Source organism: Acinetobacter sp. SWAC5 (assembly GCF_003419885.1).
Classification (GTDB): domain Bacteria; phylum Pseudomonadota; class Gammaproteobacteria; order Pseudomonadales; family Moraxellaceae; genus Acinetobacter; species Acinetobacter cumulans.
The window spans coordinates 1-19,254 of sequence record NZ_QUWR01000009.1 but is presented as its reverse complement, the minus strand read 5'-3'; the positions used below and the strand labels follow the sequence as shown (position 1 = coordinate 19,254).

The following is a 19,254-nucleotide window of genomic DNA, read 5'->3' as shown; positions in this document are numbered from 1 at the left end:
AAGCTTTTCGGGTTTTTTCGAGTATGCGCTAAGCAGCAAACGAATAGTTACGGATTTTTTATGCTGATTTTATTCGTTTTGCGGGCATAGAATGGTAAAATAATAGATACGTGTCTTTTGTATAGGTCACAATAACAACATTTTAAATGGTTTGCATTGTCGTTCTTGTACGTTAATAGATTAAAGTTAGTAAGTTTGGAGTGCGCCAGTCATGGCCTATTTTTCTACGAATGATTTCAAGTCAGGCCTTAAGGTCATGCTTGATGGTAACCCATGTTCAATCATGGAAAACGAATACGTTAAACCAGGTAAGGGCCAAGCCTTCAACCGCGTAAAATTACGTAACCTTAAAACTGGTAAAGTTTTAGAAAAAACATTTAAATCTGGTGAAAGTTTAGAAGCAGCTGACATTGTAGAAGTAGAAATGGAATACTTGTACAACGATGGCGAAATGTGGAACTTCATGGATCCAGTATCATTTGAGCAAATCGCAGCTGACAAAACAGCAATGAGCGATGCTGCTAAATGGTTAAAAGACGATTCTAACGAAAAATGTACAATTATGTTATTCAACGGCGTGCCATTGAACGTAACTGCACCTAACTTCGTTGTACTTCAAATCGTTGAGACTGATCCAGGTGTACGTGGTGATACTTCTGGCGGTGGCGGTAAGCCTGCAAAACTTGAAACAGGTGCAGTAGTACGTGTTCCATTGTTTGTACAACAAGAAGATAAAGTTCGTGTAGACACTCGTACTGGTGACTATTTAGAACGTGCATAATAGCTAATTTTTAGACTATTATCAGAAGGGATGATGAAAAATCATCCCTTTTTTATGGGCGTTTATGCCAAAGTCGTAGAGGAAATCAACAGTCACAGGAGTACAGTTTCACAGGATGAAACAGCAGTACCTCGAACTAGAAAAAATAAGCTGATTTATTTCAACAGAAATGAGGGATTGACATGGAAAATATACAATCGAAGCCAGGCTTGGTTTCGAAAATTGTATGGCTCTTAGTGGCCATTGTAGGTGCAGTATCTTTTGGGATACTGGCCGTTAGCCGTGGAGAGCATGTAAATGCCGTCTGGCTAATTTTAGCAGCAATCTGTGTTTATAGTATTGCATACCGTTTTTATAGTTTATTTATTGCCAACAAGGTATTTGAACTCAATGAGCGCCGTTTAACACCTGCACATCGCTTAAATGATGGTTTAGACTACGTACCAACTAACAAAGGCGTATTGTTTGGGCATCATTTTGCAGCCATTGCCGGTGCAGGTCCTTTAGTCGGTCCGATCTTAGCAGCACAAATGGGTTATTTACCCGGCACAATTTGGCTTTTGGTTGGTGTGGTCTTGGCGGGTGCAGTTCAAGACTTTTTAGTCTTGTTTATATCTACACGTCGCGATGGTCGCTCACTAGGTGAAATGGCCAAACAAGAGCTGGGTTCATTTGCCGGCATCATTGTGATGTTGGGCGCTTTGGGTGTGATGATCATCATTCTTGCCGTCTTGGCATTGGTCGTTGTCAAAGCCCTTACGAATAGCCCGTGGGGTGTGTTTAGTATTGCAGCCACTATTCCAATTGCAATTTTTATGGGCATTTATATGCGCTATATCCGCCCAGGGAAAATTGCAGAAGTGTCGATTATTGGTTTTGTACTGATGATGGCAGGCATTATCTATGGTGGTGATGTTGCACAGCATCCGTATTGGGGGCCATTCTTTACGCTAACAGGTACTGAGTTGACTTGGTGGCTGATTGGCTATGGTTTTGTGGCTTCTGTATTGCCTGTATGGTTGTTATTGGCACCACGTGACTATTTATCTACGTTCTTAAAAATTGGCGTCATTGCTGGTTTGGCCGTGGGGATTATGGTGGCAATGCCAATGCTGAAAATGCCTTCTGTGACGCATTTTGTCGATGGTACAGGGCCAGTATTCGCAGGCTCGATGTTCCCATTCTTATTTATTACCATTGCCTGCGGTGCAATTTCTGGTTTCCATGCTTTAGTTTCTTCGGGCACCACACCAAAATTGGTTAATAATGAAAAAGATATTCGTGTGATCGGCTATGGCGGCATGCTAATGGAGTCTTTTGTTGCGATTATGGCTATGGTCTGCGCAACGATTCTTGAACCTGGCGTGTATTTTGCCATTAACTCACCAGCTGCTGTACTTGGAACAACTGTTGAAAGCGCGGCTGAAGCAGTACGTACACTTGGTTTTGTGGTAACGCCTGAAGCATTGACGCTACTTGCACAAGAAGTGGGTGAAAACTCAATTCTGTCACGTACAGGTGGTGCACCAACCTTTGCGATTGGTATGGCACACATTATTACGGAAATTTTTAATAACCGTTCAATGATGGCATTCTGGTATCACTTTGCAATTCTGTTTGAAGCATTATTTATTTTAACGGCCGTGGATGCAGGTACGCGTGCATGTCGTTTTATGGTGCAAGACACAGTTGGTATTGTAATTCCTGCAGTGAAAAACTCGCACAATTTCTTTGGTAACTTATTAGGCACAGCTGTCGCAGTTGCAGGCTGGGGCTTCTTTGTTTATCAAGGTGTGGTCGATCCGCTCGGGGGCATTAATAGCTTATGGCCACTGTTTGGTATTGGTAACCAAATTTTGGCAGCCATGGCGCTTATTTTGGGTACGGTTATTCTGTTCAAAATGAAAAAAGAAAAATATGTTTGGGTGACAATCATTCCAACAGTATTCTTATTCGTTACATCAATGACCGCTGGCTGGCAAAAAATCTTCCACGAAAACCCGAAAATTGGTTTCTTGGCGCAGGCAGATCGTTTTAATGCGGCAATAGCAAAAAATGAATTGTTGGCGCCAGCAAAAACTATGGCTGAAATGCATACCGTGGCTTTATCAAATCAAATTAATGCTGCATTGTGCGCATTCTTTATGATTGTGGCGTTCGTGATGTTATTTGCAGCCATTGGTGTGGTACGTCGTGCACTCGCAAATCCACAACCATCTGTGGTTGAGGGTGAAGCTGTGTACCGTGATCCTAAAGACATTGTGGCATCTAATCACCATTAATGAGGAGACAGAGATGAATCTGAAATTTGCAAAAAGTGGCAAAACAGTGATTTATAAAATCATTAAAATGACCATCATGTCGCAAAAGGATTTGATTCTGAATCCAAAAAACTGGTCAAGAATTGCGACTTTGTGGCAACGCTTGCAGCAGAGTTTTCGCTTGATGGTAGGTGTGCCAGATTATCAAAATTATTTGGAACACATGAAGAAGCACCATCCTGATTTGGAAGCCATGGATGCCAAAACTTTTTATCGCTACTGTGTGGATGCACGCTATCCGACAGCAGGTGGAAATATGAAGAAGTGTCCTTGTTAAGACCACGTTAAATGATAAAAAAGCGCCTTTCGAGGCGCTTTTTTTTGTTCTGCTAAAATACTGTTATATGAATAGGAAAAACACAGAGGCTGTATTGGCGCACGTTATTGATGGGTATTTTTTATATATTTGGCATTAGACAGATAGCTATTGATGTCATTAGATATTAGAAAAATCATTGAGTTATAAGTTTTGCATATTGATGAAAACACGGTATGTTAAAGCCATACCGTTTTTTATTGGGGAATGAAGCGTGTTTTGGGGAAAAGAAAAGACTATTACAGTGCCAAATGAAATGCTGGATGAACAGCAACTTGCGCTGTATTACCCGAAAATTGAAGAATTTCTAACCCAAATTAATCAAATTATTTTAGATAAAAACCAACAAACTAAATTGGCATTGTGTAGCTTACTTGCAGGTGGTCATGTCTTATTTGAAGACTTACCAGGTTTGGGGAAAACCACACTATCAAGCAGTTTGGCGCATTTGGCTGGCTTACAATTTCAGCGCATTCAATTTACCAATGACATGCTCGCGAGTGATGTGATTGGCGTGAATATGTTTAACCAAAAAGAACACCAGTTTGAGTTTAAACAAGGGCCAGTTTTTACCCAAATACTATTGGCGGATGAAATTAACCGTTGTAGTCCAAAAACACAAAGTGCACTTCTTGAAGCGATGGAAGAAGGATTCGTGACAGTCGATGGTGCACGTTATGCTTTGCCTAAGCCATTTTGGGTCATTGCAACACAAAACCCGCTCTTTCAAAGTGGTACTTATGCATTGCCAGAATCACAATTAGACCGTTTTCTCATGCGCTTATCTTTAGGTTATCCATCGCGCCATGCTGAAAAACTACTATTACAACAAAATACGCGCCAACAATTGATTGCAACTTTGGCTCATGTCTTTGAAGAACAGGACATCTTAATGCTTCAGTCCTTAGTCCATCAGATTTATGTGGGCGATCAAGTTTTGGATTATATTTTGGACTTGGCGGAAGAAAGCCGTAAAGGCCGACATGGATTATCAACTCGAGGGGTATTGGCCTTAAAACGTTCGGCTCAATCGTATGCGCTCATTGAAAAACGATCTTTTGTGATTCCAGATGATGTGCAGGCAGTTTTTACAGCGGTTGCATCGCACCGTATCGGGCTAAATCCGCATGAGGCAGAATTGCTGTTGCAACGTGTGAAGTTAATCTAAGGAGGCAATATTTTGGCGTCCTTATGGCAGAAGTGGCTGACGAAACGCTTTGCATATACAGGTGAGAAAACTCTGACCCAAAAAGATGTCTTGGTGTTTATGTATCAGCAGGGTTATTTATTTTTAGTCCTCATTTTTATTACTTTTGTGGCAGGGGTGAACTATGCCAACAATCTAATTTTAGGCTTTTGCTTTTTAATTAGTGCTGTACTGTGCATGAGTTTTTATCTCACTTTTAAGCAATTACATGGCATGCGTTTGGAAATCAATGTCTCGGAATTGGGCCAAGTTGGGCAAGTCCTTCATTTAGATGTATACATACGCCAAAACCAAGTACTCACGCGCTATCTGTGGATTCGTTGTGAAGATCAACTGTTTAAACTGTGTGTGACGGAGCAGAAGCAACAGTTGCGTATACCATTGTATGCACCGCAAAGAGGACAATTTCATTATCCGAATATACAGATTTATTCGATTTATCCCTTCGGTTTGGTGCGTGCATGGAGCTATTTATATTTAAATAAATCCAGCTGGATTGCACCACAGGCGCTGTCTCCTGAGTTGGAAAATAAACATCATCCACAGCAGTTTGATAAAGAAATGGATGAGTTTCGTGAACTACGGGCATTTCGGGAAGGAGATTCCTTACAGGCCGTATCGTGGAAGCAAGTTGCACGTGGGCAGGGGCTATATATCAAAGTGTTTGAGCAGTATTCGGATCAGCATCGTATTGATATTGACTACAATCACATGCCAAGTGCCTCACATGAAGAGAAGCTGAGCATGATGATGGGGTTGGTGGAACAGTGTGAGCAACAGCAATTGAATTATGCCATGTATTTGCCCCATGCTGAATTAAGCAGCGGTTTGGGGGATGCACAGTTGTACCAAGCTCAACTTTTATTGGCACAGGCTTAAATTATGGTTGCGTATTCTGTTCGCGTTTCAATGCTCTTGAGTTTGGCTTTACTACTCATCGCTCAGGCCATGTTTTTACCTGTTGCATTGAGTATTAGCTTTTTTGTGATGTGGCTATGCTTATTTTTACGACGCCATCATGTAGATGGTTCTTTAAAAAGGCATTGGACTTTTTTACTCACTTTTATTGCTTTATTGAGTATCTATTTTAGTTATCGAAGCTTTATTGGGGTAGAAGCAGGCGTTGCAGTGCTGAGTACATTTTTATTTGCCAAAGCTTTGGAAAGTAAAAATAAGCGCGATCTGATCATTTTATTTAATTTTGCCTTATTTGTATCTGCAAGTTCATTTCTGTTCAGTCAATCCTTTGCGATGGCTGTGATCGTCATTTTAAGTTTGCTGAGCTGTTTTACGGGCTTGTACCGTATACAAACCAGCGAGTTCGAGCATCAAAAAACTATAGCTTTAAAACAAGACTTGGCGCATGTGGCTAAGTTTTTATTGTATGCGGTGCCATTTTTTGTGTTGCTCTTTTTGTTTTTCCCACGCTTGCCACCCCTGTGGCATATACCCATTCCCGATGATTCAAGCGTGACAGGTATTAGCGATAGCATGTCGCCGGGAGATATTGCCAAACTATCGCAGTCTAGTGAGTTGGCCTTTCGGGTTATTGGCGAGATGAGTCAATTACCCGTACGTCATGAATTATATTGGCGGGCAATGGTGCTGGATCTCTATGATGGACAGCGATGGACCAGTAGCCATTTTAACCAACGTGAAGTTGTACCTAGCCGTTTGCAGGAACTGAATGCAGATGTGCGCTGGCAATATCAATATTTAGCGGCAGATCCACGGGTGCAGTGGATTACGGGCTTAGAGCAGTCGATTCCCAATACGACATCCTATGTATTGGCCATTGATGGACGGATTACGCCACGCCGTATGCTGTTAAAGCCTGAGCCTATATCGCTGAGTTTAATTCAGACTCAAGAGTTAATGCCAATTAGACAAGATGAAGCATTTACTTTATACCAGCATTTTACGGCAACACAAAAATCAAAAGATCCTAAAGCACAGCAATTGGCACAGAAAATTTATAGTCAGAGTCATCAACAGCCTGCTGTGTATATTCAACATGTATTGCAATGGTATAAACAACAAGGCTTTGCTTACACACTATCACCTGGTGTGCTAGGACAAGATCGTGTAGATGACTTTTTATTTAAGAGCAAACAAGGCTTTTGTGAGCATTATGCTTCGAGCTTTGTGATGCTCATGCGTTATGTTGGTATTCCTGCACGCGTAGTTGTTGGGTATCAGGGTGGACAGGCTGCACCAGATGGCAAAAGCTGGGAGGTGCGCCAACTCGACGCACATGCATGGACCGAAGTTTGGTTAAATGGAAAATGGCATCGGTATGACCCAACCGCAATGATTGCACCACAGCGTATAGACAATGGAATGCAAAATTATATGGGTTCTGATACGCGTGTATTGGGAGATTCTAGTTCTGCTTTAAGTCAACGAAGTTTCGCTATGCTGACGCAATTAAGGATTTGGAGTGATTATGCAAGTTACCAATGGCAAAGTAAGGTCGTTGGTTATAATGCTGAAACCCAAAAAAACTGGTTTGGTCGTATAGGTTTAAGTTCAAGTTATGCAGGCGCTATTGCACTAATCATTGGACTACTCGTAATAGCTGGCGTGTATTTTATATGGATTTATTGGCGAGCACGTCAACAAGTCAATGCTTGGCAACGTGTAATTTTTAAGTTTAATGCGGATGTTGCACCGCGTTTTAAGAGGCTTCCTGCAGAAACCTTTAGTGCGTGGATGTTACGGTTACAAAATCATGTAGATAAAGCCAAGCAAGATGACTTTAAGGCATTGGCTGACTTATATATTCAGCAGATGTATGCACCCAATGATTTAGAGAAACAAGATGCGCTCGAACAGTTTAAATGCTTGCTTAAAAGATGTTCAAGCATGCTTAAAAAGTTATGAAAAAACTTGTCTAGCCAAATAAAAATGAATATGATGCTTGGACTTCAGGTGTATAGCTCAGTTGGTTAGAGCGCTACGTTGACATCGTAGAGGTCTCCAGTTCGAGTCTGGATATACCTACCAAGATTTTAAAAAAGCAGAATCATTTCGATTCTGCTTTTTTTATGCATTGGATTATATAAAACTAAACGACACGATTTGTCGTGGTGGTAATTTAGTCGAATTGTATTCGTTATTAAAATTTTTATAATAAAATAAATAACTTCTGAAAAATAAATAAAATGGAACAGCTGAATCCATCCGATTTAAAAGCGATATTGCATTCAAAGCGGGCTAATCTTTACTACATTGAATATGCACGAGTGATGCAAAAAGATGGGCGCGTTTTATATTTAACTGAAGCTAAAAACGAAAATCAGTATTGGAATATTCCAATCGCGAATACTACCGTTCTTATGCTCGGCACAGGAACATCAATTACACAAGCTGCGATGCGCATGCTTGCGAGTGCAGGAGTATTAGTTGGCTTCTGTGGCGGTGGTGGCACACCACTCTTTATGGGCTGTGAAATTGAATGGATGACGCCACAAAGTGAGTATCGCCCGACTGAATATATGCAAGGTTGGATGCAATTTTGGTTTGATGATGCCAAACGCTTAGAGGTGGCAAAACAATTTCAATTGGCTCGAATTGAGTTTATTCAAAAAATTTGGTCTAAAGATCGAGACTTAAAAGAATATGGTTTTCATGTTGATGATCTGGACATTCAACAAGCGCTGAATAATTATACCGCAAAAATTTCACAGCAAAGCAAAGTTGGGGATTTACTTCTTGCTGAAGCAGCAACGACAAAGCAATTGTATAAAATTGCTGCCACACGTACAGGGCTGAAGGATTTTAGCCGTAATCCTGAGCAAGGGGATTTGGCGAATGACTTTTTGAATCATGGAAATTATCTTGCTTATGGCCTCGCTGCAACTACGCTTTGGGTACTAGGAATTCCACATGGCTTTGCGGTGATGCATGGTAAGACTCGACGTGGTGCTTTAGTTTTTGATATTGCAGATTTAATTAAAGACGCTGTGGTACTTCCATACGCATTTATCTGTGCCAAAGAAAAAATGACTGAGCAAGAATTCAGACAACAAATATTGCAGAAATTCACAGAGCATAAATGTTTGGACTTCATGTTTGATAATGTCAAAGCGCAAGCTTGCAAAAATCATAATGATGAAGGTGATGCATTATGATTGTGACCTTCATTAGCCAATGCGAAAAGAAAGCCATTCCACGTACACGGCGAGTACTCGATGCTTTTGCTGACCGAATTGGCGATAACACGTGGCAAACCATCATTACAGAAGATGGTCTAATCGCCGTTAAGAAATTATTGCGTAAAACTGTGACAAAAAGTACAGCAGTCAGTTGTCATTGGATACGGGGTAGACGTCGAAGTGAGTTGCTGTGGGTGGTGGGGAATCGGAATAAGTTTAATAACGAGGGAATTGTGCCTGTAAATACAACACAGAAAAAGTTAGATCAAAACAAATGGGAAAATGATTGGCACTATTTACCTTTAATCAAAGCATTAGTCGCAATTTCTGCGTTATTACATGATTGGGGAAAAGCTTCTGTTTTATTTCAAGAAAAACTACAACCAAAGAGTAAAAATGCGAAGAAAGGTGATCCTCTTAGACATGAATGGATTTCTTGCCTATTACTGAATGCACTAGTGCAATCATCAGGAAATACAACAACCGATGAAGCATGGTTGAAAATGCTGATGGAGCAACATTCGCATGAAGATGATTTAAAACAAGCGGTTTTAACAGGTTTAGATCAAACGAAAGCCTTAGATCAATTGCCACCTTTTGCACAATTGGTGGCTTGGCTGATTGTGTCGCATCATCGTTTACCTGATTTAAAAGAAGAAGAACGTCGTAAAGATTATGCCAGTACAAAACGAGAAACATTATCTGCAATGCTGAAAAGCATTAAAGCAGATTGGGGCTATCAAAATAAATTTGATGATGAATATCAACAGCGCGTTTTAAAATGTTTTGAATTTGAGCTGGGCTTATTAAGCCAATCAAACCATTGGACGAAGCAAATTAAAAAATGGTCAGCACGGTTATTACAAGAAACTAAGCATCACAGCATTATTTTTGAAGATGGCAGTTGGCGTGTCATTTTGCATCATGCACGTTTGTGTTTAATGTTAGGGGATCATTATTATTCGTCTTGTGATGCTGATAAGGATTGGGAAACTTCACTGAAATTAATAGCGAATACAGATTTTAAAACTAAACAACCTAAACAATACTTAGACGAGCATTTGGTACATGTCAGTGATAATGCCATGAAAGTGGCACAATCATTAAGCCGTTTAGCTGATGATATGGAACCTGCTTATGATATTGCTAAACTTAAAAAGAAAAGTCCTGATGGGTTTGGGTGGCAAGATCAAGCAGTCAAAGGAATTCAAAGTTTTATTCAAAAACATGAAGATGCTCAAAAACAAGGCTGGTTTATTGTCAATATGGCAAGTACCGGCAAGGGGAAAACTATTGCCAATGCCAAAATTATGCAGGCATTGTCACCAAATGCAGATTCATTGCGTTATATCTTAGCTTTAGGATTAAGAACTTTAACCTTACAGACAGGGGATTCTTATCGTAATGATATTGGCTTGCAAAGTGATGAACTTGCGGTATTTATTGGCTCAAAAGCGGTACAAGAGTTACATCAAAAAAATAAATCTAAAGCAGATGAAAATGAAATTAATGTAGAAGAAATAGGCTCAGAATCACTCGAAACATTATTAGACAATGAACTTGATTATGATGTGCTACCACAAGCAGATTTTATGAATGTTTTATTTCCACAAAATCAAGCCGAGAAAAATAAAGCATTTTTATATAAACCTGTTTTAGCCTGTACGATTGATCATATTATTGCTGCGACGGAAACCAAACGAGGTGGAAAATATATTTTACCGAGTTTGCGCTTATCATCCTCTGACCTCGTAATTGATGAGGTTGATGATTTTAATGGACAAGATTTAATTGCGATTGCTCGATTAGTGCATTTAACAGGTATGTTAGGTCGTAAAGTGATGATTTCATCAGCAACGATTCCACCTGCACTGGCTGAAGGGTTTTTTAATGCTTATCAACAAGGTTGGCAACTCTATTGTGCCTTTAAAAAAATTAAAAATACGCAAGCTGTGGCCATGTGGGTAGATGAAGTTAAAACCCAAATTACGATGGTTGAAGATATTCAAAGTATTAATGCCTATCAACAAGACCATAAAAAATTTGTACAGATTCGTGCAGAACAATTGCAACAACAAATCATTAAACATAAGGCTTATATTGTTGATTGTTCAGATTTAGTCTCTGCTAAAGAGCAAGTGAAATTAGATGAAAGCATACAACAGCAGTATTTTGAACGGATTAAGCTACATGCTGAAAAACTACATCTAGCACATCATACAATTGATCAAAAAACAGGGAAAAAAGTCTCTTTTGGCGTGATTCGCGTTGCCAATATTCCACCATGCGTGGCATTAACTCGATATTTACTCAATGCAGAATGGTCAGACAATATTGCACCACGTGTGATGGCATATCATAGCCGACAAGTGATGTTATTACGCAGTGAACAAGAACGGCATTTAGACCAAGCTTTAAAACGCAAGGAAAAACAAGGCGAACAACCACAGGCATTTTTAGATACAGGTAATGATGGCGTGATTCGTCAGCATTTAGATCGTACTGATGCCGAGCATGTGATCTTTATTTTAGTGGCAACGCCAGTAGAAGAGGTTGGACGGGATCACGATTTTGATTGGGCTATTGTGGAACCTTCGTCTTATCGTTCCATTATTCAATTGGCAGGGCGTGTTTTACGTCATCGGAAAATCAGTCAGCATATTACTCAGCCGAATATTGCGTTAATGCAATATAACTTAAAGGGTTTGAGAGGTGCACAAGTTGCTTTTGAAAAGCCAGGGTTTGAAATAAATAATGATAAATTTAAATTAAGTACCAAAAATTTATCAGAACTTTTAGATGATGACGTAAGTTTAGGCATTAATGCGATTCCGCGTATTCAAGCAAAGCAAATTTTACAAGCCACGCAAAAATTAGCAGATTTAGAGCATGCAGTTTTAGCAGATAGTTTGACAAGTTATAACAAGATGGGTGCAAAACCTTTAAATGCGTGGCTCACGCAAACATGGTTTTTAACCGCTTTACCGCAAAGATTTGCCCCATTTAGACAAAGCTCACCCAATATTCAATTATTTGCAGTATGGCAAGCGCATAAGCTTACGTTTTGCATTAAAGATGATTTTGGCAAGTATATTAACCGTAATGGTTTTTATCAAATCACGCATTTAGAGCTTAATAAATGTGAAAAATTACGTTTATGGTTAGATCGAAATTACAGCGACATTTTACGTCGTATGGCGGTTGATTCTTTGCAAGAAAATGAGGATATTGAAACAAAGATGGAAGTATTATCAAAACGTTATGGGGAAATCATGTTGCCTGAATATGATGAAGATAAAGCGTTGTTATATTCAGATCAATTTGGATTAATTATAAAAAATTAAGGAGGAGATATGACTGCAAGCATTCATACTTTTTTAAATGAACGTAAAGAATTATGGTTAAAAGACCGTTTAAAAAAAACCACGAATGACATAGAAATTGCAGAGTTACAGCAACAAGCAGACGATAAATTTCATTTAAAAGAATGGTTACTTGATGCAGCAAAACGTGTTGTACAACTGTCGATGGTGAGTCATCCAAGTAAATTTAGTCATCCAAGTGCAAAGACTTCAAGCATTATTGCCCCTGTATCTGCCAATAAAGATGGTTATTTACGTACAGGCAATGTGGACTATCCATTAGATGTATTTGGTAATGCGGCTTCAATGGACGTTTATAAATTTTTATGTTTGTCATTAAGCAATGAACTTTCTGTTTTAGATGGTTTTGAGCAAGATGATCAAAATCTAAAAAATTTGATTCAACAAGCTTCGTTAGATTTTGAAACATTGAAAACTAATTTTTTAATGATTAAACAAAATGATACGACAAGTAAAACGGATCATTTGATTAAACAGGTTTATTTCCCTATTGCACAAGATGAATATCATTTACTGTCAATTTTGACACCATCAGGATTAATCACTCGATTAAAACAGAAAATTGATCACATACGATTTTCTGAGCAAACTAAATTTGCCAAAGAAAATCGTAAGAAAAATAAGCATGATACGGAAGGTTATGCTGATATTTTTGATTTAACAGTCACAGCTTATGGTGGGACACAACCACAAAATGTCAGCGTACTTAATAGCCAAAATGCAGGGCGAGCATATCTTCTCTCAAGCTGTCCGCCAACTTTAGAAAAACGTGCGATTCGATTGCCTAAAACAGATTTTTTTGCTCAGTGTTTGTATCGCAAAAATTATCAGGAAAGTTTTGCTCAACTACATAAATTCATGCAGTTAGATATTAATAATATTGATATTCGTACCGCAATACACAACATCATTGGGTTTGTAATTGATCAAGTTTTATTACAAGCATTTAAAATTCGTGAGACTTATCCTGAGACGTGGTCAGATCAAGATTATTATCTAGGTTTACCTAAATTACAGCGAATTTGGTTAGATCAGCAATACCAAAATGAACGAGAAAATGATGCTGAATGGCGTGATGAAATTAGCCAAAATATTGCCCGTTGGATTTTACGCAGTTATGAAAAAGCAATTAATGATTCTTATACCTTGGGGACAGGAGAATTATTAGATGTACAACAACGGGTAGAACATTCATTGCAACACGCCAAGGAGTTCTTTTAATGCGTCAATTTTTATTGATTCCACATTTAAAAATCCATAATGCCAATGCAATGAGTAGCCCATATACCATTGGTTTTCCTGCCATGACGGCTTGGTTAGGTGCTGTACACGCGTTACAACGCAAGCTACACAGCAAAAATGCAGAGATTGAACTGACAAAAATTGCAGTCAGTTGTCATGATTTTAACTTACAAACCTATAAGGGACGTGGCGACTTTGTCCATTCGATTGTAGGAACAGCGAACCCTTTAGATAAAGATGGCAATCGACCTGCATTTATTGAAGAAGCACGTTGTCATTTAGACGTATCTTTGCTGATTGAATGTGAAAATATTGATCCTGATGAAAAAGATGAGTTTTTACAACTTGTACAGCAATTGGTTATAAGTATGAAATTTGCCAGTGGCGATGTTTTATCAGTTAAGCCATGTAAGATTTTAAATTTTGACGAAGAAGAAGATCAAACGAAACAACTTCGTCCAATTTTAAATCAACTAATGTTAGGACATGTTCTGATTGAACGTCGTGACTTAGTGCTACAAGGTATGAATGACGGCTTAGATGCTTTAGATGCGGTGTTGGACTATCTCAAAGTGACACATAACTCAACGCTAGATGATGATGAAAAGGTGACATGGACATCTAAGCGTAAAGCCCAAGGTTGGCTGGTGCCCATTGCGGTAGGTTTTCAAGGCATTTCTGAACTTGGACAAGCAAAAAACCAACGTGATGCCAATACACCACACCGATTTGCTGAAAGTGTGCTGACTTTAGGTGAATTTGTTATGCCGTATCGTATTGAAAGTATTGATCAACTTTTATGGCAATATCATGTTGATTTAGAAAATAATTTATACCTTTGCCAAAACTTAACAACACAATCTATTTTAACTTTATAAAAAAGGATATTCGCTCATGGCTAAAAATGAAAAAGCAGTTGCTAGCGTACTTGCATTTGAAAAAAAACTTGTACCATCAGATGGTTATTTTTATGGAACAACTTGGGAAAATCGCACAGAGCAATCTGCTTTAAAACTAATTGAAAAATCTGTACGCGGCACAATCTCAAACCGTTTAAAAGCTGCTGATGCTGATCCATTAAAATTAGATGCAAAAGTGGAAAATGCTAATCTTCAAATTGTTGATGCTTGTGCATTGGCTGAACATCAAGATACGTTAAAAGTGGCTTTTACTTTAAAAGTATTGGGTGGAATTGAGCAACCATCGGCGTGTAATAATGAAAACTTTTTTAAATCTTATAAAGCAGTGGCGCAGAATTATATTAAAACTTATGGTTTTTCAGAGCTCGCCAAACGTTATGCATTAAATATTGCCAATGCACGGTTTTTATGGCGTAACCGTGTTGGTGCAGAAAAAATAGAAGTTGTGGTTACAGTTAATGATCAAGAATCGGTAAGATTTAATGCCTTTGACTATAAATTACATGATTTTGATACAGTAGATGCCAAAGTAGAGAATTTAGCAGATCAAATTGCACAGGCTTTAAAAGGTGAATTACCTTATTTACTGATTAAAATTGAAGCCTATGCTTTAGTTGGTCAAGCACAAGAAGTGTATCCAAGTGAGGAACTTGTACTTGATAAGGGCAAGGGCGATAAAAGTAAAATTCTATATCAAGTGAATAATGTGGCTGCGATGCATTCACAAAAAGTGGGTAATGCTTTACGCACCATTGATACATGGTATCCAGAATTTGCAGAGCAAAAATCAGCCATTGCAATTGAACCATATGGTGCCGTCACTAATTTAGGCAAAGCATATCGTACACCTAAAGCTAAACAGGATTTCTTTAGCTTATTTGATAAATATGCATTAGGTGAATCTTTAGAAAATGCCGAACAAGAACATTATGTGATGGCTGTACTCGTGCGTGGTGGTGTGTTTGGTCAAAGTGGAAAGGACGCTTAATATGAAGTTTTATCAGGAGATTACCCTGATTGATCAAGCTGAAATCTCATCATATTTTATTTGGTCAAAGCTTTATACACAGTTACATATTGCTTTGGCTGAAATAAAAGATGTTAATGACAAGGTCAGTATTGGTGTGTCTTTTCCTCAATATATTTTTGAAGAAAAGACCGATCAACAAAAAGCCAAAGTCAACTTAGGTAAAAAATTACGCTTATTTGCTCAATCTGAATCCGATTTAGCAAAATTGGATATCCGAAAATGGCTAGAACGTTTAGAAGATTATGTACATATTACTTCTATCCGTGAAGTACCTAGCGACATCAAAGGCTATGCAGTTTATAAACGTAAACAAGTGAAAACCAATGCTCAGCGTTTGGCTCGTCACCGTGTAAAACGTGGAGATATTGGCTTTGATGAAGCACTTGCTCGATATAGCAATGTGGTGACAACAACCAACTTGCCGTATATCGAAATGAAAAGTTTAAGTACGTCTGATCAGCAAGGTGAAAAACGTTTTAAATTATTTATCGAAAAGCAATCTGCTGATAAATCTGAAAATCAGGTTTTTAGCACTTATGGATTAAGTTCCGAATCATCGGTACCCGAATTTTAACCCAATATTTTTTTACTCTTTAACAGCTTAATAAAATCAATAAGTTATGATAGTGGTTTAAACCTTGGGTCTTTTTATAGATTTAAGGGTTAAACTGCTGTTATAGCTTTATTTTTTGCTATAAAATTACTGTTCACTGCCATGTAGGCAGCTTAGAAATTTTCGACATTCTTCTTCTAAATTTTGTAATGGTTCACTGCCATGTAGGCAGCTTAGAAATAGTTATTTAGTTACAGAGCGTTTACAAATGAGTTCACTGCCATGTAGGCAGCTTAGAAAAAAGTCAATTGGTTTATTGCCAACATTTTTATGTTCACTGCCATGTAGGCAGCTTAGAAAATATAAATTTACATAATCGTAATGACGGCCATGTTCACTGCCATGTAGGCAGCTTAGAAAAGTAGTAAACAGATGCCAATTTTGCACCGTATGTTCACTGCCATGTAGGCAGCTTAGAAACGTCAGGGTTTGGAGTTGTTGTTGAATCGGTTGTTCACTGCCATGTAGGCAGCTTAGAAATTCAATCGGTTTTTGTTCTTCAGGCTTAAAATCGTTCACTGCCATGTAGGCAGCTTAGAAATTATGAAAGTCTCCCGACTCATTACACAGGTAGTTCACTGCCATGTAGGCAGCTTAGAAAATCACGTAATCAATGCCCTCCATAAGAGCATGGTTCACTGCCATGTAGGCAGCTTAGAAAATCTGATACCACCTCTACAGGCACAACCGATTGTTCACTGCCATGTAGGCAGCTTAGAAATACTGGCTCAATAAAACGCTTCATAACGTCAAGTTCACTGCCATGTAGGCAGCTTAGAAATTCAGCAGTTTGATCAGTTGGAATAGCTGAGGGTTCACTGCCATGTAGGCAGCTTAGAAATATCTTGATGTATCATTCACACATGTTAAAGTGTTCACTGCCATGTAGGCAGCTTAGAAACGATCAAAGACGATCTTGGCAACTGTTTCGAATGTTCACTGCCATGTAGGCAGCTTAGAAATGAAAAAAAAGCTAATGTTAAGCAGATGCTTGGTTCACTGCCATGTAGGCAGCTTAGAAACGAGCAACAAGCGTTTAGCTCAAGACACAATGGTTCACTGCCATGTAGGCAGCTTAGAAATCATTGGCACGGTTCAAAAAGGTCATTTGTGTGTTCACTGCCATGTAGGCAGCTTAGAAACAGAATGGTCGACATCTCTTCCAGACTGGGAGGTTCACTGCCATGTAGGCAGCTTAGAAATGCGCATTCCGCGATTCACACGCTCTGCTTTAGTTCACTGCCATGTAGGCAGCTTAGAAAAGTGGATAGAGAGTGGTTTAATGTTGGTTGTGGTTCACTGCCATGTAGGCAGCTTAGAAAGAATGGGTGGCGACGCATTGACATTCTTTTTAGTTCACTGCCATGTAGGCAGCTTAGAAAAGATGGGCTGGAACCTTTGGCATTGGATCTGGGTTCACTGCCATGTAGGCAGCTTAGAAAAATATTCGGGACACAGACGGTCGGATCTGCATGTTCACTGCCATGTAGGCAGCTTAGAAAAGTCGAGCACACAATTGAGCTGTCAGGTATTTGTTCACTGCCATGTAGGCAGCTTAGAAAATTAATAAGATGGGGGTACAGGAATTTGAATCGTTCACTGCCATGTAGGCAGCTTAGAAAGACAAAGCCCGGGATAGATGCTTTACCAAACTGTTCACTGCCATGTAGGCAGCTTAGAAAGTCACCAGTAGTCTTATAGAAAATATTCATGCGTTCACTGCCATGTAGGCAGCTTAGAAATATGGATCGGTCATCATCATCAGCAATCCGAAGTTCACTGCCATGTAGGCAGCTTAGAAACTTCAAAGAAAGATATGCTTCCCATGTGTTCTCGTTCACTGCCATGTAGGCAGCTTAGAAAAATCGCACAGAAACCAACAATAAAGAATAATTGTTCACTGCCATGTAGGCAGCTTAGAAACGTATTTTCGGGTTGTACAAAGATGAATGGTCGTTCACTGCCATGTAGGCAGCTTAGAAATCTGTGAATGGATTAATTGGACAAAAGAAAATGTTCACTGCCATGTAGGCAGCTTAGAAAACTGGCGGTACTGCTGAAAGACCTTCTGGCTAGTTCACTGCCATGTAGGCAGCTTAGAAAAAAGTAAAGTTGCTATTTGCTGCAGCACCACCGTTCACTGCCATGTAGGCAGCTTAGAAATGATCTGTATGGCAGTGGCTGTAAGTTGGATAGTTCACTGCCATGTAGGCAGCTTAGAAAAGCGTTAAGCGAAATGTTGTTTAAAGGCGATGGTTCACTGCCATGTAGGCAGCTTAGAAAAAGTATGGGTATTGCTTTTGACAATGGGTACCGTTCACTGCCATGTAGGCAGCTTAGAAATTCTGTCTTGGCATACATAAATTTCAATCCCGGTTCACTGCCATGTAGGCAGCTTAGAAAATCGGAAAAAGGCGGGAAGCTGATTATTCAAGGTTCACTGCCATGTAGGCAGCTTAGAAAAACAGGTGCAATTGGACCGTTCCAAACTACAAGTTCACTGCCATGTAGGCAGCTTAGAAATATGAGACAGATACACACGTATTTGATTTGGAGTTCACTGCCATGTAGGCAGCTTAGAAAATATCGAGCAGTGGCGCAACGAGCTGATGAATGTTCACTGCCATGTAGGCAGCTTAGAAAAAAAGCGTCACGAATTAACGGTACGTTATGACGTTCACTGCCATGTAGGCAGCTTAGAAAATGTGACTGGTAATACCTTGGAATTAGGTAAAGTTCACTGCCATGTAGGCAGCTTAGAAAAAATTTTTGGAAATATCAGCACTGGTTTTAGGGTTCACTGCCATGTAGGCAGCTTAGAAAACTTGAAGAAGTACTGGTCGAAGGCAAGTTACGTTCACTGCCATGTAGGCAGCTTAGAAACAAAAATGACAGGAATTGATCCACCTTCATCTGTTCACTGCCATGTAGGCAGCTTAGAAAAATAGAAGCTAAAGCAATAACAGAAGTTTTAAGTTCACTGCCATGTAGGCAGCTTAGAAAAAATGTTGAGCATAAGGGTAACTGGAAGCGTCGTTCACTGCCATGTAGGCAGCTTAGAAAGAGCAGAAACATTATCTGGATATTTGTTATGAGTTCACTGCCATGTAGGCAGCTTAGAAAAATATTTGTAATGCATCAGCAGATAACTTGCCGTTGAACCGTACCGGGTTTGTCGGAGACTCAGTATTCTGAGAGAATGTTCCGATGACCAAATTAAAATATACCCCTGAAATCAGAGAAAGAGCGGTTCAATTATTGATTGAATCTGAAAAAGACTATCC

General features: G+C 39.2%; 12 protein-coding genes, 1 tRNA gene and 1 CRISPR repeat array. All 13 genes read left to right on the top strand.

All coding sequences use genetic code 11. The features are described from left to right. The first annotated feature begins 211 nt into the window (after positions 1-211). Positions 212-781, top strand: a complete 570-nt coding sequence (gene efp / locus DYI81_RS08065) for an elongation factor P (protein ID WP_106984721.1) — start codon at positions 212-214, stop codon at positions 779-781. Between the two features lie 182 nt (positions 782-963). Next, positions 964-3,063, top strand: a complete 2,100-nt coding sequence (locus DYI81_RS08060) for a carbon starvation CstA family protein (protein ID WP_106984722.1) — start codon at positions 964-966, stop codon at positions 3,061-3,063. A 13-nt stretch (positions 3,064-3,076) separates the two neighbouring features. Further along, complete coding sequence (locus tag DYI81_RS08055) at positions 3,077-3,379, top strand: YbdD/YjiX family protein (RefSeq protein WP_106984723.1); 303 nt, start codon at positions 3,077-3,079, stop codon at positions 3,377-3,379. Between the two features lie 295 nt (positions 3,380-3,674). Continuing rightward, on the top strand, positions 3,675-4,586 hold the full coding sequence (locus tag DYI81_RS08050; RefSeq protein WP_106984748.1) for an AAA family ATPase: 912 nt from the start codon (positions 3,675-3,677) through the stop codon (positions 4,584-4,586). 12 nt (positions 4,587-4,598) lie between these two features. Continuing rightward, positions 4,599-5,504, top strand: coding sequence for a DUF58 domain-containing protein (locus tag DYI81_RS08045; protein WP_117007242.1), 906 nt, complete (start codon positions 4,599-4,601; stop codon positions 5,502-5,504). 3 nt (positions 5,505-5,507) lie between these two features. Next, positions 5,508-7,508 carry a transglutaminaseTgpA domain-containing protein gene (locus DYI81_RS08040; protein WP_117007241.1) on the top strand — a complete coding sequence of 667 codons (2,001 nt, stop codon included), beginning with the start codon at positions 5,508-5,510 and terminating at the stop codon, positions 7,506-7,508. Positions 7,509-7,554: 46 nt separating this feature from the next. Further along, positions 7,555-7,631, top strand: a tRNA-Val gene (locus DYI81_RS08035). Between the two features lie 158 nt (positions 7,632-7,789). After that, the gene (gene cas1f / locus DYI81_RS08030) at positions 7,790-8,758 is read left to right on the top strand and encodes a type I-F CRISPR-associated endonuclease Cas1f (RefSeq protein ID WP_117007240.1); all 969 of its coding nucleotides are present in this window, start codon (positions 7,790-7,792) and stop codon (positions 8,756-8,758) included. Next, complete coding sequence (cas3f, locus tag DYI81_RS08025; protein WP_117007239.1) at positions 8,755-12,126, top strand: type I-F CRISPR-associated helicase Cas3f; 3,372 nt, start codon at positions 8,755-8,757, stop codon at positions 12,124-12,126. The genes cas1f and cas3f overlap by 4 nt, the downstream gene beginning before the upstream one ends. A gap of 9 nt (positions 12,127-12,135) precedes the next feature. Continuing rightward, complete coding sequence (csy1, locus tag DYI81_RS08020) at positions 12,136-13,386, top strand: type I-F CRISPR-associated protein Csy1 (protein ID WP_117007238.1); 1,251 nt, start codon at positions 12,136-12,138, stop codon at positions 13,384-13,386. Further along, a complete protein-coding gene (csy2, locus tag DYI81_RS08015; protein WP_117007237.1) occupies positions 13,386-14,285 on the top strand; it encodes a type I-F CRISPR-associated protein Csy2 in 900 nt (299 codons plus the stop codon). Before csy1 ends, csy2 begins: the two co-directional genes overlap by 1 nt. Positions 14,286-14,301: 16 nt before the next feature. Beyond that, positions 14,302-15,315: a type I-F CRISPR-associated protein Csy3 gene (csy3, locus tag DYI81_RS08010; RefSeq protein ID WP_117007236.1), complete on the top strand. Its 1,014-nt coding sequence runs from the start codon at positions 14,302-14,304 to the stop codon at positions 15,313-15,315. A 1-nt stretch (position 15,316) separates the two neighbouring features. After that, entirely contained in the window at positions 15,317-15,931 is a 615-nt protein-coding gene (gene cas6f, locus DYI81_RS08005; RefSeq protein ID WP_117007235.1) for a type I-F CRISPR-associated endoribonuclease Cas6/Csy4, read from the top strand. A 131-nt stretch (positions 15,932-16,062) separates the two neighbouring features. After that, positions 16,063-19,093: a CRISPR direct-repeat array (repeat unit 28 nt; unit sequence GTTCACTGCCATGTAGGCAGCTTAGAAA). Between the last annotated feature and the right edge of the window lie 161 nt (positions 19,094-19,254).